This window comes from Tolypothrix tenuis PCC 7101, from assembly GCF_963874875.1.
GTDB classification, from domain to species: Bacteria; Cyanobacteriota; Cyanobacteriia; order Cyanobacteriales; family Nostocaceae; genus Aulosira; species Aulosira tenue.
Map to the genome: position 1 here is coordinate 4,519,245 of NZ_CAWNJS010000001.1, position 21,617 is coordinate 4,540,861.

The 21,617-nt window shown below is 40.0% G+C and carries 17 protein-coding genes; 7 read left to right on the plus strand and 10 right to left on the minus strand.

The window, feature by feature from the left end; all coding sequences use genetic code 11:
- Positions 1 to 208: 208 nt before the first annotated feature.
- The 3 genes from AACU25_RS18180 to AACU25_RS18190 form a co-directional block, all read right to left on the minus strand.
- A complete protein-coding gene (locus AACU25_RS18180; RefSeq protein WP_096577943.1) occupies positions 209 to 2,386 on the minus strand; it encodes a glycoside hydrolase family 10-like protein in 2,178 nt (725 codons plus the stop codon).
- A 204-nt stretch (positions 2,387 to 2,590) separates the two neighbouring features.
- Complete coding sequence (locus AACU25_RS18185) at positions 2,591 to 3,802, minus strand: alpha/beta hydrolase fold domain-containing protein (RefSeq protein ID WP_096577946.1); 1,212 nt, start codon at positions 3,800 to 3,802, stop codon at positions 2,591 to 2,593.
- Positions 3,803 to 3,971: 169 nt separating this feature from the next.
- Positions 3,972 to 4,235 carry an aldehyde dehydrogenase family protein gene (locus AACU25_RS18190; RefSeq protein WP_190445920.1) on the minus strand — a complete coding sequence of 88 codons (264 nt, stop codon included), beginning with the start codon at positions 4,233 to 4,235 and terminating at the stop codon, positions 3,972 to 3,974.
- A gap of 404 nt (positions 4,236 to 4,639) precedes the next feature.
- On the opposite strand from AACU25_RS18190, the gene AACU25_RS18195 reads away from it, so the two are divergent.
- The 3 genes from AACU25_RS18195 to AACU25_RS18205 all read left to right on the plus strand — a co-directional run bounded on the left by AACU25_RS18195 (position 4,640) and on the right by AACU25_RS18205 (position 8,264).
- Positions 4,640 to 5,401: an LmeA family phospholipid-binding protein gene (locus tag AACU25_RS18195; protein ID WP_096577950.1), complete on the plus strand. Its 762-nt coding sequence runs from the start codon at positions 4,640 to 4,642 to the stop codon at positions 5,399 to 5,401.
- An 80-nt stretch (positions 5,402 to 5,481) separates the two neighbouring features.
- On the plus strand, positions 5,482 to 7,176 hold the full coding sequence (gene crtO / locus AACU25_RS18200; protein WP_096577952.1) for a beta-carotene ketolase CrtO: 1,695 nt from the start codon (positions 5,482 to 5,484) through the stop codon (positions 7,174 to 7,176).
- Between the two features lie 362 nt (positions 7,177 to 7,538).
- The gene (locus tag AACU25_RS18205) at positions 7,539 to 8,264 is read left to right on the plus strand and encodes a class I SAM-dependent methyltransferase (protein WP_096583857.1); all 726 of its coding nucleotides are present in this window, start codon (positions 7,539 to 7,541) and stop codon (positions 8,262 to 8,264) included.
- A 403-nt stretch (positions 8,265 to 8,667) separates the two neighbouring features.
- Here AACU25_RS18205 and AACU25_RS18210 read toward each other — a convergent pair whose 3' ends face one another.
- Positions 8,668 to 9,846, minus strand: coding sequence for an MFS transporter (locus AACU25_RS18210; RefSeq protein ID WP_096577954.1), 1,179 nt, complete (start codon positions 9,844 to 9,846; stop codon positions 8,668 to 8,670).
- A 346-nt stretch (positions 9,847 to 10,192) separates the two neighbouring features.
- Here AACU25_RS18210 and AACU25_RS18215 point away from each other — a divergent pair, with 346 nt between their 5' ends.
- The gene (locus tag AACU25_RS18215) at positions 10,193 to 11,212 is read left to right on the plus strand and encodes a hypothetical protein (protein ID WP_096577958.1); all 1,020 of its coding nucleotides are present in this window, start codon (positions 10,193 to 10,195) and stop codon (positions 11,210 to 11,212) included.
- A gap of 171 nt (positions 11,213 to 11,383) precedes the next feature.
- Positions 11,384 to 11,959, plus strand: coding sequence for a Uma2 family endonuclease (locus AACU25_RS18220; RefSeq protein ID WP_096577960.1), 576 nt, complete (start codon positions 11,384 to 11,386; stop codon positions 11,957 to 11,959).
- Positions 11,960 to 12,179: 220 nt separating this feature from the next.
- Here AACU25_RS18220 and AACU25_RS18225 read toward each other — a convergent pair whose 3' ends face one another.
- On the minus strand, positions 12,180 to 12,950 hold the full coding sequence (locus AACU25_RS18225; RefSeq protein WP_096577963.1) for a hypothetical protein: 771 nt from the start codon (positions 12,948 to 12,950) through the stop codon (positions 12,180 to 12,182).
- A 148-nt stretch (positions 12,951 to 13,098) separates the two neighbouring features.
- On the opposite strand from AACU25_RS18225, the gene AACU25_RS18230 reads away from it, so the two are divergent.
- A complete protein-coding gene (locus AACU25_RS18230; protein WP_096577965.1) occupies positions 13,099 to 13,425 on the plus strand; it encodes a hypothetical protein in 327 nt (108 codons plus the stop codon).
- Between the two features lie 226 nt (positions 13,426 to 13,651).
- Here AACU25_RS18230 and AACU25_RS18235 read toward each other — a convergent pair whose 3' ends face one another.
- From AACU25_RS18235 to AACU25_RS18255, 5 genes are all read right to left on the minus strand, one after another.
- Positions 13,652 to 15,025 (minus strand): alkaline phosphatase family protein, encoded by a 1,374-nt coding sequence (locus tag AACU25_RS18235; RefSeq protein WP_096577967.1) that lies wholly within the window; start codon positions 15,023 to 15,025, stop codon positions 13,652 to 13,654.
- A gap of 15 nt (positions 15,026 to 15,040) precedes the next feature.
- The gene (eboE, locus tag AACU25_RS18240) at positions 15,041 to 16,267 is read right to left on the minus strand and encodes a metabolite traffic protein EboE (protein ID WP_096583859.1); all 1,227 of its coding nucleotides are present in this window, start codon (positions 16,265 to 16,267) and stop codon (positions 15,041 to 15,043) included.
- A 427-nt stretch (positions 16,268 to 16,694) separates the two neighbouring features.
- Complete coding sequence (gene eboC / locus AACU25_RS18245; protein ID WP_321206765.1) at positions 16,695 to 17,630, minus strand: UbiA-like protein EboC; 936 nt, start codon at positions 17,628 to 17,630, stop codon at positions 16,695 to 16,697.
- 104 nt (positions 17,631 to 17,734) lie between these two features.
- Complete coding sequence (locus AACU25_RS18250; RefSeq protein ID WP_096577969.1) at positions 17,735 to 18,643, minus strand: TatD family hydrolase; 909 nt, start codon at positions 18,641 to 18,643, stop codon at positions 17,735 to 17,737.
- Positions 18,644 to 18,770: 127 nt separating this feature from the next.
- Positions 18,771 to 19,652, minus strand: coding sequence for an EboA family metabolite traffic protein (locus tag AACU25_RS18255; RefSeq protein ID WP_096577971.1), 882 nt, complete (start codon positions 19,650 to 19,652; stop codon positions 18,771 to 18,773).
- A 526-nt stretch (positions 19,653 to 20,178) separates the two neighbouring features.
- On the opposite strand from AACU25_RS18255, the gene AACU25_RS18260 reads away from it, so the two are divergent.
- A complete protein-coding gene (locus AACU25_RS18260; RefSeq protein ID WP_096577973.1) occupies positions 20,179 to 21,384 on the plus strand; it encodes a 3-dehydroquinate synthase in 1,206 nt (401 codons plus the stop codon).
- Positions 21,385 to 21,617: the final 233 nt, after the last annotated feature.

Sequence of the window (21,617 nt, forward strand, 5' to 3'; positions counted from 1 at the left end):
AGAACAAGCAAGAATCATGAAAATCCTGCCTCAATACTGAATCACGAGTCTCTAAATTTCAAACATTTTAACCAACAGCGAACTCAATATTTATTGGTGAAAGGGAAAAGGGGAAAGGGAAAAGGGGCAAGAAAACACCTTTAACCTTTACCCCTTCAGCTTTTCCCCAAACCAAAATTAAGAGTTGACAATCCTTAACCGAGCAGTATCAAGTACGACTACGAAAACCCTGTTGTCCGTTAACTGGATCGAGTAGGACATCGTATTTATCAAAAAATCCCATCCCACTATTTACTAATACAGGATTTTCCGCCTTTGCAGAGACATTGAGGTTCCATACATTAATGCCATCACGGTTTCCTGGTGTGACGCTGTAGTCAAAAACTCCAGGGATTCCTACTTTCAGCGCATTTTCTGGGCGTAACCTGCCAGGTTTGAGTTTACCCATTAAAGCAGCAGATTTAACTTCGGTAAAACCGCTGTTGCTTCCACTATCAACAACCATTTTTGCGTTACAGGTATTTTTCAAGGAAGTACCGGAGATAGTTACACAAACACCATTCAGCAGAGAATCCCACCTGTTACCGGGTATATCATTAATTGCAGGTTGCGGGCTTAAGGATACCATCTTGAAAGCATTTTGATTATTGGCTGTTAAACCCAGGATGAGACTAGCTTTATTGCTACTACTAGTAATAATCAAGCCATTACTCAGGTTTCCTGGTAGTTTTCGCAAAGGGTTATAAGGAAGTGACTTTTCTGAATAGTTGACACCAATAATACCGGAGAACGGTGTACCACTTTTTGCAGAGCAATTAGGCTTTTGGGGGAGACATTGGCGGCTAGTAACAATCTGCACAGGAACAGGTTCGTCTGTGGAAATTAGACCAATCTGCATAGTGGCGTAAACTAATTCTCCTTCTAGGACAGTACCGTCACTTAAAACTTCTTTGATAATTTGACCTGTTTTGTTGATAGGAGCATTGCCTAAAAATTCTTTCGGAACTCTTAAACCAGCCGAGCCTGTATCTAATAAAACCCGTTTTGGCTGACCACCTGCGATCGCTAATTCCATAAAATAGCCGCGCGATCGCTGACCGACTGAACCTTTAGCATATAAAGGAACTGATATGGTATTAAAAGTAGGTTTACGGGCTGTAAATTGCAAGCGATCGCGCACAGCCGGATTCGCAAACACTTCTTGAAATCCAGCTTGGCGCTGTGCGGCTGGTTCTTGTCCATAGTCCCACAGGCTTTCGTAATAGAAGAAAGTCACACCTAAACCTTGTTGTTGAGCCGCCCGCACTTGAGATTGAATTTGTTGGATGGAAACAGGGCGATTTCTCAACCCAGCCATGATTCCTACACCTGTGGGGATGATTTGTTTGGTTTCGATGAGTTCTGGGCTGGTGAGTTTACTGTTAAAACTGTCCAAATCATTCCGGTAAAGCTGGACAATCAACTCATCTACAGCACCCAAGCGTACCCAGGTGAGCCAGTCTTGCAATTGATATTTATAAGCAAAATCGTAGTAATTGGGAGATACAGAGAAAATTGCATTGGGTTTTTTGGCTTTCACAGCTCGGTTTAACTGGAACATAAAGGCTGTGATTTTATCTGTACGCCATTGCTTCCATGCTTGAGCGTGAGGATTTGGTGGTGGAGGGCTGCCAGTTTCTTGAGTATATAGGTTAATTGTGTACTTGTCGTAGCCAAAATCAACCGGTAAACTCATGTGGTCGTCAAATTGAATGCCATCAGCATCATATTGAGTGATGATTTCTAAGACGAGGTCAGTAATAAACTTTTGGACTTCTGGGTGAAAGGGATTCAGCCAAGCCACTTCACCCGCAGCGCTAATAGAAGTTTGGGTTCCATCCTGCTTTTGCGTCAGCCAATCGGGATGGTTGGATGCGAGTTCGGAAGTCAGGGGAGCCATAAAGCCAAACTCAAACCAAGGGATGGCGAGTACTCCTTGACGACGGGCTTGAGCAACGATGTCTGCAATGATGTCTTGGCCTTCTTTTCCTTTGAAGTAAAAGGGGATACCAGCGCGTTGTGCTACAGCACTGGGATACTTGGTATAGCCATCATTCCAGACTAAGGGATAAATGGTGTTAAAGTTCAAGCTGCGGAGTTGACCAATAGTCTCTTGAAGTTTAGCGCGATCGCTCAAAATCTCAAAGTCATTATTCGTCATCCAAACCCCGCGAATTTCCGTAGCAGGTACTTGTGATACCTGAGCGGTTGCAGGGGTTAGGTTATGTAGGAGTAAGACTGTAGCAAATGATATTGCACATATTAATGGGAAAAGGCGCTTAATTGAGCGCAAACCCTTATTAAATAAAGGAAATTGTCTAAAGATGGATATGATTTTAGTGAGCATAATTGTAATTTTTATACTTCTGAACATAAATTGGTTGCCATTACTCCCTACATATTTATGCTGAAAATTGAAGTTAATTTATAACAGTCCATATAATACAAACATAAAATTACTGCACCAGTAAAACTGATGCAGATTGATCTGAGTGAGATAATAGACGCAAATCAGAAGGATTAGTGCCAAAATCTGATATCTTGTCAGAGTCTATTCAGACTTGGGACTAAACAATGCCCAAGCCAAAAACCTCTCGGTGTAATATAGGGCTAATTGATTGCTCACACCGTTGAAAACAGCATCAAAAGCGTGTTCCGCCCAAGGTATTTCTAAGAAAACCGCAGTTGCACCAGCTTTGTGTAAAGTTTCATACATTCGCCTACCAAACTTTGCTTGGACGACATGGTCGCGGCTACCGTAAATTAATAATGTTGGTGGTAAAGGGCGAGTTACGTAATTAATTGGAGAAGCAATTTTATACTCATCAGGTAATTCTTGTGGGGAACCACCAAGAAAAGTTGTGAGAATCGCACGAGTATTTAGCGGATCTGGTTGTGGCGGATCATTATAGCCTTCAGTCAAGTTTGTCGGCCCGTAATAACTGACTACAGCACGAATCGGTGGCGCATCTGGTTGATAAGCCGCTAGCATGGCGAGGTGTGCGCCAGAAGAACGTCCCAAGAGTATCATGTTTTCGGGGTCGGCTTCATATTCTGCGGCTTGTTGGCGAATAAAATTGAGCGCTGTACGCACATCATCCAACTGTGCGGGAAACTGATATTTGGGCGCGTGTCGGTAATCAATGGCAAATACTGTATATCCACGAGCTGCTAAATATTGATTGAATTTATAATTGGCGTGAGGATTACCACTTTGCCAAGCTCCACCATAAATTACTACTAATGCTGGATATTTTCCTACTTCTTCTGGTTGATAAACTTCCATTTTTAAAGGAACTCCCCCAGGTGTAGCGAATAAAATATCTTTTTTGTGGCGGATTTTTTCTAGGGGAATACCACGGAAGCTGTTCGCTAACGAGAAGGGTTGAGGTTGCATTTTAGCACTTACTTGAAGAGGAATTTGTGCTAAATAATTCTCGCCTAATTCTTGTTGTATTGCTGCCGACATTTGCATTTGAGTTGGTGCAATTTTGACTAAAACTGAACCACAAAGCATTAATCCAATTAAGCTGAAAATGCAAGTGATAATTTGTATTTGTGGTTGATAGATACATAAAAGAGCTGTTAATAAAGAGATGATATTTAATATAAATAACCAAGGGCTAACTTCTGGCGCTCCTACTCCTAAAATCTGCAACAAACGATTAGGAGCCGGAATTATAATCCAAGAACTGAGAAATAAACTGGTAATGCTCAGTATTATTGCCAGCCAAGGTAAAATTATTTGATATATAGAGAACATCATGATGAAAATAAGACGCGTTATGACTTTCAATACTACTCGGTTTAGCGTTTTGAACTCAAAATTGGTTTTGGGGAAAGGTTAAGGGTTTTTTACTTCCCTTTTCCTATTCCCCTTTTTCGCCTTAACCGACAAGTATTGTTATGTCTTTAGCCTAACTGGCTTTTGTTTATAAATACTCTTCTAAACCATTCTTGCCTACTTCGCGACCAATTCCGCTTTGTTTGTAAGCACCATAAGGTATAGTTGGTTCTAAGCCAGAAGTATGATAAGAGTTAACCCAAACTGTACCAGCACGAATTCCTTTAGCCATTTTGAAGGCTGTATCAAGATTTTTAGCCCAGACGGCTGCTGTTAAACCGTACATAGTTTGATTGGCGATTTCTAGCAGAAGTCGAAAAAAGGGAGAAAGATTTGGGATTTCCCCTTTCACCTTTCCCCATCTCTTTAACCCACACCCATAGCCGCAAAAAGCTGTGCTAATGACTGTGGTTGCATAAAATTGGTGAAACCGATATTTTTCACAAATCAAATAGGATTGCTATAAAGAAATATTTTTCAACTTAAAATATCTATCAAATTGTAGATATTTTAATTATTTATTTTCATACTAATGATATATTCTATTACTATAAAACAGATTTTTTGTAAATTCATATATAATCTGCAGAAGACAATTGACTGTTTCATTTCTTTGCTATTAATTTCCCCACACAAATCTAATTTTTATATATTGTTTTTCATCTTCCTAGATGTATATACCATACTATAGATACCTTCCTGACTCTGCAAAGATTAAATTGAGTAGGTAAGAGGATAGTAGGAGTATAAGAACTCATGCCAGACAAGGAAAGGTTAGAGGAGCATATATTATCACAGGCGGCAGAAAATACTCTATCCAACCAGTTGGACGAAGTAGAACAAATAGATGTAGATGTGCGAACCGATCTACTCAAAATTGTTCAGGGACAGGTAGATGAAGTTTCCCTAACTGGTCAAGGTCTGGTGTTCCAAAAAGATATCCGTGTACAGGAAATAAAAGTCAAAACAGATAGCGTTGCTGTCAATCCTTTAAATGCAATTTTTGGACAAATTGAACTAAACGAGCCAGTAAATGCGCTCGCTCGAATTGTCATGACAGTAGCAGATATTAATCATGCTTTATCTTCAGACTTAATTCGCAGTCAATCACAAAAATGGGATTTGAATGTAGATGGCGAAATTGTCAATTTTAATCTGCAAGAAATTCAAGTATCGCTACCTGATAGCGATAAAATAGAATTTAGGGGAAAAGTGCTGCTCAATGAACTGGGAAACAGCCGCTTACTAGATTTTACCGCGAGACTTAAGCCATTTACCCATTCACAACCATTCCTCTTAGAGAGCTTCAACTGTCATCAGGGAGATGGTTTGTCAGTCAATCTCATGGCAGCATTAATGCAAAAGGTAAAAGAAATGCTGCAATTACCATATTTTGAATGGCAAAATATGCTATTAAGCATTAAAGATATGAAAGTACAGGCAGACAATATCATTATGCTAGTCAAAGCCCATGTTAAGCAAATTCCCTCAACAGATTCTATGCTTTCTCCTCAATAAAAAGAAAGCTGCTAACTGAGGTTTTTTTCACTATTAGTGTTGTAAATTTATTCAAGCTACGCCATTTCTAAATTACAAATATGCAAGAGTACGATGTTGTGATTATTGGTGCAGGACATAACGGTTTAGTATGTGCTGCATATTTACTAAAAGCTGGCTATAGTGTCCTGCTATTAGAAAAGCGTTCTGTTCCTGGTGGTGCAGCTACCACTGAAGAATGTTTACCCCAAGAAGCACCTGGATTTAAATTTAATTTATGTGCTATTGACCACGAATTTATCCATTTGGGGCCAGTTGTTGAAGAATTAGAATTAGAAAAATATGGTTTGGAATATCTGGAATGCGATCCAGTAGTTTTCTGCCCCCATCCAGATGGTAAATATTTTTTAGCTCATAAATCTCTCGAAAAAACCTGTGCAGAAATCGCGCGTTACAACGAACGTGATGCTAAAAAATACGCCGAATTTACCGACTATTGGCAACGAGCATTAGGTGCTATGATTCCCATGTTTAATGCTCCTCCAAAGTCGATTATTGATATTGCTGGTAATTACGACATCACAAAAATCAAAGATTTATTTTCTGTCATTGGTTCCCCGAATAAAACGCTGGACTTTATTCGCAACATGATGACCAGTGCAGAAGATTTACTTAACGAATGGTTTGATGAAGAGTTTCTCAAAGCACCCTTAGCAAGGCTAGCAGCAGAACTGGGTGCGCCACCATCGCAAAAAACCATTGCGATTGGTGCAATCATGATGGCAATGCGCCACAATCCAGGTATGGCTAGACCTCGCGGTGGTACTGGCGCACTTGTCAAAGCTTTGGTGAATTTAGTTACAAGTAAAGGCGGCGTAATTCTCACAGACCAGCACGTAGAAAAAGTGTTGATTGATGATAAAAAAGCAGTGGGTGTACGCGTTGCTGGCGGTAAAGAATATCGCGCTAAATATGGGGTAATTTCTAATATTGATGCCAAACGTTTATTCTTGCAAATGACTGATAAAACTGATATTGATGCAGTCGATCCAGATTTGTGGGAAAGATTAGAACGCCGCATTGTTAACAATAACGAAACTATTCTCAAAATAGATTTAGCCTTAGATGAACCCCTGCGTTTTCCTTATCATGAACACAAAGATGAATATCTCATTGGTTCTATCTTAATTGCCGATTCTGTAGCTCATGTTGAACAAGCCCATAGCAAATGTACTTTAGGAGAAATCCCAGATTCTGACCCATCAATGTATGTAGTCATGCCTAGCGCTTTAGATCCCACATTAGCACCACCAGGTAAGCATACAGTATGGATTGAATTTTTTGCTCCCTATCAAATTGCTGGTGCAGAAGGTACAGGTTTAAGAGGTACAGGTTGGACTGATGAATTAAAAAATCAAGTAGCAGATAGGGTAGTTGATAAGTTAGCAACCTATGCCCCAAATGTCAAAACAGCAACTATCGCCCGTCGTGTAGAAAGTCCTGCAGAATTAGGAGAAAGGCTAGGTGCTTATAAAGGGAATTATTACCACATTGATATGACACTCGATCAAATGGTATTTTTCCGTCCTTTACCAGAAATAGCCAACTACAAAACACCAATTGATAATCTCTTTTTAACTGGTGCTGGCACACATCCAGGTGGTTCAATTTCTGGTATGCCAGGACGTAATTGTGCGCGGGTATTCTTGCAAACCAAACATCCTATTGCTCAGACTTTGAAGGACGCAAGGGATTCAATTAAGTCTACTGTCGGCTCAGTATTTGGAATTATTTAGAGAAGATTCAAAATAAATTTTTCCATCCTCGTAGGGTGCGTTAACGCAGTGTGACGCACCTTGTTTATTTAATTGGTAGTGCGACAAAATTCTTGAAATTATCCCCCTTTGTAAATAGACGTACTACTAATACCATTTCACTTTAAAAATGATACACATGGACAAGCAGAGGGAGCAGAGGAAGCAGAGGAGGCAGTGCGGTCTTGGGGTTTCCCCAAGTAGAGCAACTGCCGTTGAGCAGAGGAAGTAATTTGTATCAGTAATTTCGTGAATTGGTATAACGCCAAATAAGTGCGATCGCAAATATTATCATTGTGGTGTCGAAGATTCTCTATTTCTCACAAACAATTAGTGCCAGCGATATGCAACAACTATTTCCCGGTGAAGTATTTGCCAACACTGCTGATTTTGATACAGGGATTCGTCAGCTATTACCGCGCTATGACGAGATGCTGGAGGTAATTACCCGTTGTCTGCCTTCTACTACTCTTCGCATTTTAGAATTAGGCTGTGGCACAGGTGAACTGAGCTTAAAAATACTCCAACGCTGTCCAGATGCTCAAGTTATTGCCTTAGATTACTCACCCCGGATGTTGCAATTTGCTCAAAGTAAAATTGTCGCAGCCGGATATCAAAATCGGTGGAGTTGTATAGAAGCGGATTTTGGCGAATGGGCAAATAATCCAGAAAAATTTGCTACAGGTAAGGAATTTGATGTATGTGTTTCTTCTTTGGCAATTCATCATCTCCAAGATGAGATGAAATTCAAGTTATTTCAGCAAATCGCTGCTAGCTTGAGTCCTCATGGTTGTTTTTGGAATGCTGACCCTATCCTACCGGAATCACCTGCCTTGGTGGAAGTATACAAAGCAGCGCGAGAGGAATGGGCTAACCAACAGGGTAAAACGCTAGCAGAGGTTCGTGCTAAGGTAGGTACAACTACTACACAGGGCTACTCAAGCCAAGACCAATTAGCTTCTGTGGATACTCATTTACAAATGCTCAGACAAGCAGGGTTTTTAACAGTCGCAGTACCTTGGAAGTACTATGGTTTAGCTGTTTTTGGCGGTTGGTTAGGCAAATTTTAGCTCTTTAACTCGTCCATACATCGTTTTTTAGGTAAATAAAATACATAGCTAAAGGCACAACAATGTTGTGCCTTTAGAGGTTATTTATAAAGTAATACCAATTTGAAAAAAGAATGCGACAGATTGTAGGGGCAAGGCAGTGCCCATACGTATCAACTTAAGCTAAAAGCTATATACGGCGAGTGTTGTACAAATCCCTCGTGCCCTCATCCCCTAACCCCTTCTCCCTCAGGGAGAAGGGGAATTAAATATCTTGCTCCCCTCTCCTGGTGGGAGAGGGGCTGGGGGTGAGGGCAAAACCTTTGCACAAAGCGAGTTTCACGTTAAGTTGACACCAATGGGTACTGCCTTGCCCGCTAGAATATATTGATGTGTCGCAAACATTTGTTTTTGGTATGCAAAATTAAACAGCAAATAGTGCAATGAGTAAGGTTATAGGTGCTGCGAGTAACAACCACATAGTGGTTTGTAAACCATAATATTGAGCAACTAAACCCAACACCAAGGGTATTAAACCACCAACTAAACCAAATAAATTATTTAGCGTCATTACTGTACCACTTTGTCCTGGCATGGCTGTGTATAATTGTCCTTGCAGAATTGAATACCAACCAGCATTAAAGAAACCCAATAAACCGAGAATTACTAATTTGATATTTGTGTTTGGTACCAGCAAAAAAATTGGGTAAAGACACAAAACAATTGTGGCGCTGAGTTTTAAATAATGCAATCCCCGCAATTTTTCTAGTAAGGGGATGAGTAAGAAATCTCCCAGTAAGCCAAACCCTAACCAAACAGTGACAGCAAAACTTGCTTGGGTATTATCTGCACCAACTATATCAACAAAGTACAGTGCTAAAAAGCTACGCAAAATATCTAGCATTAAATCTGAAAATTGCAATAAAGTTAACCACAGGAGAACTTTACGCCGTTTTAATGCTGTCAGGGTATTAGCTATTCCATCCTGGAAGCTATACAGTGGTTCATCAATGTGAGAAGGTAAAGTTTTTATGGGAAATTGCCATAGCATTCCCACAAGTAACAGCGTCAACAGCGCCAATGCCAAAAACGCACTTCGCCAACTTTGATTTAATGCTACAGCGCCAGCTAAAATTAAGGGGCCAATTACATTTCCCACAGAACCAGCTAACGCCCAACGTGCCATATTTTGTTCGTGGCGCGTCGGTTCAATATCCATGAGAGTGGCTTGAGAAAGACTGACAAAACAACCAGAGGCGGGATAAAACAGCACAAAGGCTGCTAATAATAATGAAAAATTATAACTCTGGCTTAAAAGGAGGAGTGCGATCGCAAAACTCACTCCTCCACCCAAAATTAATTGTCGTCGCTTCCCAATATCCCCCCATATACCTACTATCGGCTCAATTAAGCTACTGATAGTACTCGGTATTGTCAGTAACATTCCTACTTGCACGTAATGAAGATTTAGGTCATGGCGAATTAACGGCCAAGCCGCACCGCACAAGCCATCAATCACCTCATCTAAGAATTCAATCGCGAGAAAGGTGATGGTTAATAAAATTACATTTTTTGCAGTTCTGTTCCTACCATGCAATGGCATGATTTAATTCTCCCGTCTTCAACATTTGATTACCAACGCAAACTCTTCACAGCGTTGGCTGTTGGCGGGGGAATCCACGAACAAAACTGTACAGGTTGTAAAAGGAATCGCTGGTGCGATAACTTTTTAGCGGCTTACCAAGGTGGGAACTTCATAAAAACCAGAAAATGATGACCTAGATAAACATTAGCTCATTTCATTGAAAAGGGCGGCGAAATCTATCTGACATTCAAAAGCGATGATAAAGTCAAAAAAGTGGTTCCTGCGTTAAAATCAGCCAATACCAGTCACTTTTTTGAAGGTATGTATAGTAGGCTTCACTCCCGACAGAAGGCAACATTGACCAATGCCCAACGATTTTAAACCCAGTACCAAAAAGCTTTTCAAATTGCTTGGATGGTATGACCGACAGCATTTTCGAGATGAAAATGATGAAGTTTCCCGCGTTTATGAGGTGTGCATAGAGCTTTCAAATCGCGCTTACAAAGAACATAGCGAAGAAATTTACAAGCATGGTACCTGGACAGCAGACCAAGATCTTGTCGATGCTTTGAGAGAAGCTTTAGTGGATCATTCCACTGACTATGCTGCACACTTTCTAGCCTACACCCTACTGAAATATGGTTGTAGAAGACCAGAAACATTAGCGCAATCGCATCCCTGGCATCATCTTATGTTTAGATGGCATGAAGAGGGACATACAGCTACTCATGTTTCGCAAATGCTGCAAGAAGCTGGAATTGTTGAGCAATTACCACCAGAGTCTATCGAAAAAATCAACTCGTGGATTCAGAACCCAGCCTTTATACTGGATGACCATATCAGCATTATTTTTGAACTATTTGGGCCACGGGTGGCCTTCGCAAATCTGCGTGATATAGGTTTTGAACCTCGGCATGATGAGCTTTTCAGGGATCTTGCTACCTCAGCAATTCCTCCCATTTCTCTGAACAGCATTTCACAAGGTATCGAAACAGAAGAGCGGTTTAAGGATGTGAGCGAAACAACTCAACTCTCCATACGAAATCACGACGGAACAACGGTGAAATACTTAATCTCCGATCAACGCGCCGAAGGAATTGGCATCTTCAGCGATCAGGATTCCCATTGGGTTGTGCAGTATATGCTCAATGGCGAAACGTATCAGTTTCTAGCAGATTGCAGTGGTACTTGGATGGATGTTGAGGCAGTAATTAATCACTTCAATCAGTTAATGGACAGACTCAACCGACGAGAGCAAGCCTTCCGCTTTGGCATGGGTTATCACGAAAATGGGGAATGGGGTTTTTTCATCGTTGCGGATCGTGACCGATTCCCAGAACTTGCTCGACAACTCTATATTCCCCTGCACCTTCATTTTAAATAAAAAAAAGGTTTGGCTCATCACCAAACTCTATATAAATCCAGTGCATAACAACATCCCGCATTAATGTACTCTTTCTGTTTTTAATTGGTCATCATCCCATAGAAATAGAAATAATATGGCAATCATTGACTAAATTGAGAATTTTAAATTTTGAACTTGGAGCAAAGCGACGTGACATCACTTACATTAAAGCTCGATTCTGTAATTAAACTAACTTCAGAAGAGTTTTATCAACTATGTCAAGATAACCCCGATTTGAAGTTAGAACGTAATGGTGAAGGAGAATTAATTATCATGCCACCTACAGGAGGAGAAACAGGGAAACGCAATGTTAATTTAATATTGCAAGTAGCACAATGGAATGAACAAAATCAACTAGGAGAAGTGTTTGACTCTTCTACAGGATTTGCATTACCAAATGGTGCTGACCGTTCTCCTGATGTGTCTTGGGTAGAAAAAAGTCGCTGGAATGCTTTGACTGCAGAACAAAGAGAAAAATTTATTCCTCTATGTCCTGACTTTGTTATTGAAATACTTTCACCATCAGATAGACTGCAAAAAGTTCAAGAAAAAATGCAAGAGTATCTTGCTAATGGCTGTCGTTTAGGTTTTTTGATTAATCGGAAACAACAAGAGTTAGAAATTTATCGTCCTCAGCAACAAGTAGAGATTCTCAAAGCACCTTTAACTGTTTCTGGAGAAGATGTATTACCGGGATTTATCTTAAATTTGCAGAAAATTTGGTAATGGGTAATGGGTAATGGGTAATGGGTAATTGGTAATGGGTAATTGGTAATGGGTAATTGGTAATTGGTAATTGGTAATTGGGGAGATGAAAAATCCAAAATCCGTCTTAAAAAGTTTGCTCAACGGGGGTTCCCCCCGTTGAGCAACTTTTGTCTTCTCTACGAGAGGCTGCGCCAACGACACGCTACGCGAACGCAAAATCTAAAATTCGTTGACTTCATTAAAAAAACAGCTTAAATCTTGCTAACTGGGCTGTAATCGCTACTGTCAGAACTTTATTCAGTTCTTTAGCATCTTGAAATTGCAGAATTTGCTGCTTTGGTAAGTCGAAAGGAAACTCGCCTTCTAATTCTGGGCGTTGCATTTGCGCTAGTAAAATTTGTTCTGATCGCTTACTTTGCATCGCATAGCCAAGTTCAATACAGACATTGGGGCTGGGGATTAGTTGTGTAGTTTCTTTACCAGCGATGTTAGCAATGGGTGTAGTATCTGCAATAAACAATAAACTCTTGCGGATTTTTCGCAGAATACCAGTAGAAAGCCGTAAGGGGCCGTTACTTGGACGATAGGATTCTACTAAAGTTAAAGGTAGACGCGATCGCTTATTCAAATTTTCTAGACTAGTTTGTATCCCGGCGCGCAAAGCCTCACTCGCTTCGCCATACTCGGTTTGATAGCATAAAAAAATTGTCGGATCTAACTGTGCTAACAGCGCTTGCTTGGTGAAATAGATTTCATGACTAATCAAGTCAATATTAGCTACCGCATAGCCACCGCTACCTTCAATATAAAATTCAATATTTTCGCCTTCCAAATAGCGCCCAAACCAAGTTGACTGCTTTACCTCGTCACTATCTTCCAAAAAATCCGCACGTAAACCCGATCGCAGTAAACTTTTTTTACTGAGGCGAATGTCTGGCTGACGCTTTTCTAGTTCCGCGATCGGCTCATAATCTTGTATATACCATGCCCTGAGCGCAATAATTGACATAAGGCGCTATTCTTTGCTATTCAACTTCGTACCAGCTTATACCAATTTTGGATTTTGGGAGAGATGATTATATTGTTTCTTTGTTAATTTCTCTAGAGAGGGAACATAGGTACAGACAAGCAGCCTCCTTGAGGAGTTCACTCTACAATTGGCAAATGAGTTCTCAAAAGCAGCAATTGTAGTATCAAAAGCAGCAATTGTATTATCAAAAGCAGCAATTGTAGTATTAAAAGCAGCAATTGTATTATCAAAAGCAGCAATTGTAGTATTAAAAGCAGCAATTGTATTATCAAAAGCAGCAATTGTATTATCAAAAGCAGCAATTGTAGTCTCCGAAACAGCAATTGGGGGTATCTTTTGCGATAACAGCTTATATTTTTATGTAATTACTTCAGCCAAACTTACAAAAGCCCACATCATTGCAATAAGTATTTGTAGGGACACAATATTGCTCAGAGGTGTAAACTTAAGCTAAAAGCTATATACGGCGGGTGTTGTACAAATCCCTCGCCCTCATCCCCTAACCCCTTCTCCCTGAGGGAGAAGGGGAATTGAATCTCTTGCTCCCTTCTCCCTGAGGGAGAGGGGCTGGGGGTGAGGGCAAAACCTTTGAACAAAGCGGGTTTGGTGTTAAGTTGACACCAATGAACATTGTTTGTCCCCTGAAGAATAATTTATGTGTCGCCTGATTCTTAGATAATTTACATTGTTAAATGCTGGAGAATCAAAGAACAAACATCTGTTGCAGGAATTACATCTTGATTCATGAGGTGAGTTTGATGGCTAATAAACATCGGCCCCTCGCTGGGGGAAGTTGTCACACAAGCGTGAGAACCACGAACTAGGGAAGCATCGAGAGGAATGACATCCATCAAGTAACGAAAACCTAATTTTTTCTGCAACAGCTTGGAAGCAATTTTGAGTTGGGGAAATTTCAGTTGCGGATCGAGGAAAAGTTCTACAGGATCGTAACCTGGTTTGCGGTGAATATCCACAGTTCTAGCAAAATCAGGCGCTTTTGCATCATCCAGCCAGTAGTAATAGGTAAACCAAGCATCAGATTGTGCGATCGCCACTAACTCTCCAGAACGAGGATGATTAAGATGGTAAGCTTTTTTCCCTTCTTCATCCAATACCTGCGCTACCCCTGCAGTTGACTCTAGCAAATCGCGCACTTTGGGAATATACGCCGCATCGTTAACATATACATGAGCTACCTGATGATCAGCGACAGCAAAAGCAATACTAGCACCTGGATCTAACAATTCTCGCCCTAACTCTTCTCTAACAGCAATTAAACCATGTTTCCTGAGTATACGGTTCAAATCTACCGCCTGAGATACTGGCGTAATACCATATTCTGAAAGAATAATTACTTGAGTATTTCTGGCTTGATAATAATTAATTAAATCACCACAAACCGCATCAATTTCTTGTAAATCTTTTTGTATCTGCTGTTTATCTTGACCGAATTTTTGTAAACAATAATCTAAATGTGGCAAATATACTAATGTTAATGTCGGGCTATAGTGTTCCTCAACCCACTTAGCAGAATTAGCAATCCATTGACTAGAAACAATTGATGTATTCGGCCCCCAAAAATTAAACAGAGGAAACTGACCTAAATCTGATTGAATTGACTCGCGAATATTACTAGGATATGTATAAATATCAGGTAACTTTCTGCCATCTGCGGGATACATTGGGCGCGGAGTAATCGCATAATCTACAGCAGAATACATGTTGTACCACCAAAAAAGGTTAGCACAAGTAAAATTAGGGTCAATAGATTTAGCCATTTCCCAAATTTTAGGTGACTGGACTAATTTATTAGACTGTCGCCAGAATTTAATTTCACAATCATCACGAAAATACCAACCATTAGCAACAATGCCATGTTCATCTGGTAATTTTCCTGTTAAATAAGTAGCTTGAACAGAGCAAGTTACAGCAGGTAATACTGGCGTAATTGGTACTACTTGACCTTTAGCAGCCCAAGCAGATAAAAATGGCGTGTTTTCTCCTAGTAAACTAGGTGTTAAGCCGACAACATTGAGAACAACAGTTTTCTGCATAAATTTAATATCCTATTAATTACCAGAAAAATTTGTTAATACCCACTCATATTCTCGCTGAATAGAAGTGAGCAAATCTATTTTCATTTCTGATGGCAATACATCCCATGTATAAGTCTCAATTTCCAGATGTTGACAAGCATGATTTTGCTGCAGCAAATGTAAGATTGTCACAATATCATCTTGTGTAGACTGCAAAATTTGATAATCTCGAATGAAAATTGGCACATGAAAATGAGTACGCCATTCTTCAGCTAGGGATTGCTGCAGTTGCGGTAAAGCCGTAATTAAATCAGGATAATGATGTAACGTTCCATCAGCACGACGTTCTATGACTTGATGCAAATAAGTCGATTCAGCAAAAGGTTGTAAGCGCTCAACTATTAAACTACGTTGCTCAACTTCAGATGGTATCTTTACTTGAATTGCGGCACTAATTTGCATCTTGCCAATTTTAATTCCTGCTGATGCCAAGCGTGCAAATACAGACTCAGGTTGCTCATATTCTACTGAAAAATGGCAAGTGTCATAGCAAATTCGCACATGGTCTAGCAATTTACTTTCCGCTAAACTAGGCTCAATATCTAATTGTTCAGCTAAATAATTACCAGCTATAGGCAATAACCAATTTTGATAAAATTCAATTACTTCTGAGGTATTTTCAATTAACCCGTCAGGTTCAGGTTCTAAATCAATGTGCAACAACTTACCTGTAGTTTCCTGAATTCGCATCATTTCAGCAACAACTGCTGCAATATTCAAACAGCTAGTCTTGAAAACTATCTCCTTTTGTTCTTCTTTATCTAACCACCAAGGTTTATATGATAAAGGTAATGTAGAAATTCCCCCATCTAAACCATCAGGTAATAAAATCGCTAAAATTTCTGTCAAATTTAATGTATATTCTACTCGTTCGTGATTTGACCAATCTGGTGCATAAACTTGGTCTTTCACAACTTGGCGATGAAATCCTCCGTAAGGAAAACCATTTAAGGTGAAAACATATAAATCTTTTTCTGTTAGCCAAGTTTGAAACTGAGCTAAATTTTCACCTACTAAAAGTTGCTTTGCGGCTGTATCTGCTAACCGCAAACCAATACCAAAAGGTGCTTCAGGCGATAAACGAGATTTGAGTTCAGGAATATATTGTTTTAAATTAGCAAAAACTTCTTCCCAACTTTCACCAGGATGGATATTTGAACAATAAGTTAGGTAAAAGTTGCTATTAGCGGCAATTTTCATGAGATAAATACCTGATTTTTTAAATGTAATTTTTTTGTGTGGTATGTTATGCCTTTGCATCTTTAATTTGCTTGCGGTGCGTTGCGCTGCGCGACAACACACCCTACACTTGGAATTTTGATAAGATAAATACCTTTATTTTTATGTAAAAATATTTTTTCCGTAGGGTGGTTACGCCGTAGGCTAAGAGGTTTTTTGAAAAGTTTTTCCCTGTGATTTTAATTGCACTGTTACCCCCCTTAATCCCCCCTTGTCAAGGGGGGAGACCGGAAAATCCAGTTCCCTCCCCTTTCTAAGGGGAGGGCTAGGGTGGGGTAAAAATATTTGATACACTACTACAGACTTTTCAAACATCCTCTAACGCACCTTGCATTTTTAATCTGGCTGCGTTGCGCTTGGCGACAACACACCCTACATTCTTGCAACTTCAAGTAACAGCAAACATTTTGGCAAATGACATAGAAATTGGTAGCAAAATTAATACTAATAAGCCATATGCTAAACCAGTAAAACCAGCTGCAATGCTTGCATCTAAGATTATTAAAGACAACACACCAACTTTCACAGCATTGCGGATTTTTTCTGGTACTGGCTCACGTGCAGCTTGGATAAAATTAGGTAATACTCGTACTGCTAATAAAGCTGCGAATGGTAACGCTGCAATTACTGTATATTCTGCGAAAAATCCTAAGCTTAAAACTGCTGTCAATACTATTGCAATCAGAATTAACGCTACTACTCCCGTAATTCTTTTACCACCGTGAACTTCTCCTTGACTAATTGCGGTGATCGCTGCAATGTAAAGTACAGGAATGAGCGCTAAATACCAGCGTTCCCCAACCATAGCAGGTAAAGCACTGACACCCAATAACAAGTTACTACCACGGCACACACCCATATTTAAAGGGCCAAAAAAGGGGTGATGCTTCCCTACAGAGTCATATAAAAGCGCTGCAAAAGTAATGAAAATGGCAATGGTGACACTCAACAAAGATACTTGAGTAGCCGCAAAAATTGCGATCGCAAATAATATCATCCCCAATAATGCCGCATTCTCGCGAGACACACGACCGCTAGGAATTGGTCTTGATGGGCGTTCTTGCTGATCTAATTCGGCATCAAAAACATCATTAAAAACTATACCACCGCCATATAATCCAGTGGTAGCTAGTAACAACCAGGCTAAGGGTATGAAACCATCAGCCGTTGGTTGTCCATTCATTAATTGAGTAAAAATTACCCCAGAACCAGAAGCCGAAAAACCAACTAAAATATCAGCCCAAGCTGTCACAATATTCGCTGGGCGCATCAACTCTAAATACCCGCGCCACTTTGGTAAATTTAAACTTGCAACAATATTCACTTGTATGTCCTTATTTATTTGGTGTTTGTCATTAGGTAATTGGTAATTGGTAATTGGGTGTTTGTTATTCTTCTCCCTCATCCCCAGTCCCCAGTCCCCAATCCCTACTCAATCAACACATAATCTGCAACAGACTTAATCCCCGGTTCTTGTCCCCGCAATACTGAGTTACCATTGAACATTTGACGCTGGTCAGCAGATGGCGCATCTAGCCAGTCTGAAGCTTTCATTTGTCCTGTTTGTCCGTAAGCTGCTAGGGCGTTTTCGTAGCAAACAGCTTGTACGTGTTTCTCCGATATCCCTGTGTCTAACATTAACTGTGCTGTTTTCGGAACTGCTAAGGGATCGCTCACACCCCAATCGGCGCTACTATCTACAATGATGCGATTACTTCCATATTGACGAACAATATCTGCCATCCTAGCGTTACCCATCTTGGTTTTCGGGTAAATTGTGAAAGCTGCCCAAAAGCCTCGGTTTAAAACTTCTTCAACGGTTTCTTCGTTGTTGTGGTCAATAATTACTTGTGATGGATCTAGTCCATATTCAATGCAACGATCCATGCTGCGGCTAGCCCCTGCTTTTTTATTACGATGAGGGGTATGAATCATTACTAGCATATCCAGTTCTTTAGCTAGGGCTAATTGTTCGCAAAAGTATTTATCTTCTGCTTCTGTCATGTCGTCATAGCCAATTTCCCCAATCGCCACCACGCCTTCTTTACAAGCAAACAGTGGTAGCAATTCCATCACTTCTGCGGCTAAGGCTTCGTTATTAGCTTCTTTGGGGTTGAGTCCGATAGTACAGTAATGTTGAATGCCAAATTGACTAGCCCGAAAGCGTTCCCACCCAACTAAGCTACTAAAGTAATCTTTAAAGGAACCAGCAGTTGTGCGGAGTTGTCCCAACCAGAAAGATGGCTCAATTACTGCGACAATACCATGTTCCCGCATGATCAGGTAATCATAGGTGGTACGGGAACACATATGAATGTGGGGATCGATAAACATCATAAATAATTCAAAATTCCTAATTCAAAATGAATAACGCAGTATTAATCGCTGGGCTGAAACCTGGCGTAAGAGAGACGCGATTCATCGCGTCTCTACCCTGTGCTGATATTTTTTAGGGGGAAGCTTTTTATTTGCAGACTGCTACGCGATCGCGGCTAAAATTACTCCAGGTCAATTCGCCTTCTGCAATGGCTGACTGCAAGTCTGGATAAAGAGATAGTAGTGCTTGTGCTTCTAATAAAGGAGATTGCGAACAAGCTAAGGCTGCTGCTTGTTTTTCGGCAATGCTGCCTTCTGCCAATACTTTGGCTAAATCTGCAATGATTGCATTATCGGCAAATTTTCCTACTGGCCGCCACAATTCTGGTGATACTGGACGTTTAGCAGCCCAACGTTCATGAGCATAGTTTACCAACATCCTTGCTAATTCAGGGTTAGCACGTTGGTCTAGACCCCAAATTTGATGCAAAGGACTACCCACAAATAAAGCCTTCAGCACCATCTGATTCCAAGCAATATTATCTAAATAATTTGCTGGATAGGGGTTGTTAAGTGCGATCGCCTGGAATACATTAGTCATATTACTGCGAATCCCTTCAGCCGCACGTTGGCGATGTAATTCTGGATGCGGCAGTAAAGGTAGACTTTGATACAGGGCAATTAACTCCCCCAGATCCGCAACACTGAAAACTTTATCGAGCGATCGCAGATAATCCTCAGTGCGATCGTGGGGTAAAGCTAGAACTAAGAGTATTCTACCAGCTTGATCTACAGTCCAATTACCAGGAGACCAACCAGGGACTAAGTCATCAGCTGCTGCTAAGTCCTGGGATGTTAGCTGTAAATTCTTTTTACCGAGATAACGCGGTACAGCACTAAAAGAAGTATAAAATATCTTCTCGGGCGCACCGTTAGCAATCTGTGTTTGCTTTTGTTCCAACCAAGCCAGTGCTTCTGGAGACACAGACTGTATTAGCCAATGATGTAACAACTGGTTTACGTTACTCATGATTAATGCACAATAATTCCTTAAGTTTTTTGTATGGCAAACTAATTTCCCACTTTTTCCTACGTAAAGATATTTAAGTCACTCGCAATAATTGCAATCATATTTTTTCTACTATAAGAAAATTACTGAGATGTATAAAAAAATTCATCTCTAACTTTACTAAATCTATAAAATTCTGGAGATTTTAAATAAGATAATGTAAAGATAGGGCTGTCAAGTGCTGAATTATAAGGGCAAATTATATAGAATAAGTCTACTCTGAAATTTAATAATCTCCCTCAAAATGCACCTTTAAATAAAGGTTAAAGCCTAAAGCAAATTGCAGTCGGAATGTGAATTTTGCACAGATTTATCTAGGAAATTAAGCTAGTTACATTCACTTACTTACTTAGTAAGAATCTATCTTCTATTAAACATTTCAGTATTGAAATCATGAAATGCCTTCTTAAGGATGGATACTGGTCAATTACTAGCGACAAAAAATCCCATATTGGGATAGCAATACTTAAAAAATTCTTCACTAAAAATGCTCATTACACACAAGCCATCTACTAGCCTGCAACCAATTCAGCAATCTGTCTGTGTTAACTTTAACTACGATGTTTACTTTACCAATGGACTGTTTCAATTAGACAATTCTTTACTAGCGCAAGTGATTGCCGCAGATGGAGAAATAACGGCAAAAAAAGTTCTAGCAATAGTAGATGGAGGACTGTTAAAACATCAGCATGGACTATTAAAACAAATATCAGTTTATGCAGATTTTTATTCAGATGTCATCAACTTAAGTGAGCCTCCAATCATCATTCCCGGTGGAGAAATAGTTAAGAACGAGCCAAGATTTGTAGAACAAATTCATCAGATGATTGATGCTGCAGGATTATGCCGCCACTCTTACGTATTAGCCATTGGGGGTGGAGCATTATTAGACATGGTAGGATACGCAGCAGCAACAGCGCACCGAGGGATTCGATTAATACGAGTACCAACCACAGTGTTAGCGCAAAACGATTCTGGTATAGGTGTAAAAAATGGCATCAATGCCTACGGTAAGAAAAACTTCCTCGGCACATTTATGCCACCTTATGCAGTATTGAATGACTTTGATTTTCTCACCAGTCTGAGCGATCGCGATTGGCGATCGGGCATTGCAGAAGCCGTCAAGGTAGCATTGATCAAAGATGCAGATTTCTTCGAGTTTATTATGAAATCTGCTGAGAAATTAGCTGCTCGTGATATGAAAGCTATGGAACAGCTAATTTATCGTTGTGCCCAATTGCATTTAGCACATATTGCCAATAGCGGCGATCCCTTTGAAAAGGGTTCATCCCGCCCCTTAGATTTTGGGCATTGGGCGGCTCATAAATTGGAAGACATCACCTACTACAAATTACGCCACGGTGAAGCTGTGGCGATTGGGATAGCCTTAGATAGCACCTATTCCTATTTAACAGGGCTACTATCGCAATCAGAATGGCAAAAGATTTTAGGCACACTTGAAACATTAGGCTTCACTTTGTACCTATCTGCATTAAGAGAGCAATTACATCAGCCAGAGCATCCTCATTATCTATTTAGAGGACTGAGCGAGTTCCGCGAACACTTAGGTGGAAAATTAACAATTACCCTACTCCAAGGACTTGGGCAGAAAATAGAAGTTAATCAAGTAGATATCTCTGTGTATAAACAAGCTATTTTGATGCTGCAAGATTGGGAACTTTCACACCCTTAAACATCTATTAGGGATTCTATATAAATGTTGAAAATAAAAGTAGAGTGGGCATGACACACTCTACTTTTTTCTTAAGCTATTTCTATCTAATTATCTTAATAAATTTAACAACAATAAGACATCTCAATAAAGCCTATTCTAGCTATCTTAATTTGTAATAATTTTACTTAATAGAACATATTGATTTATTGACTATCTACGAACATTTTATCATTAAAAATATGTTTACTAGT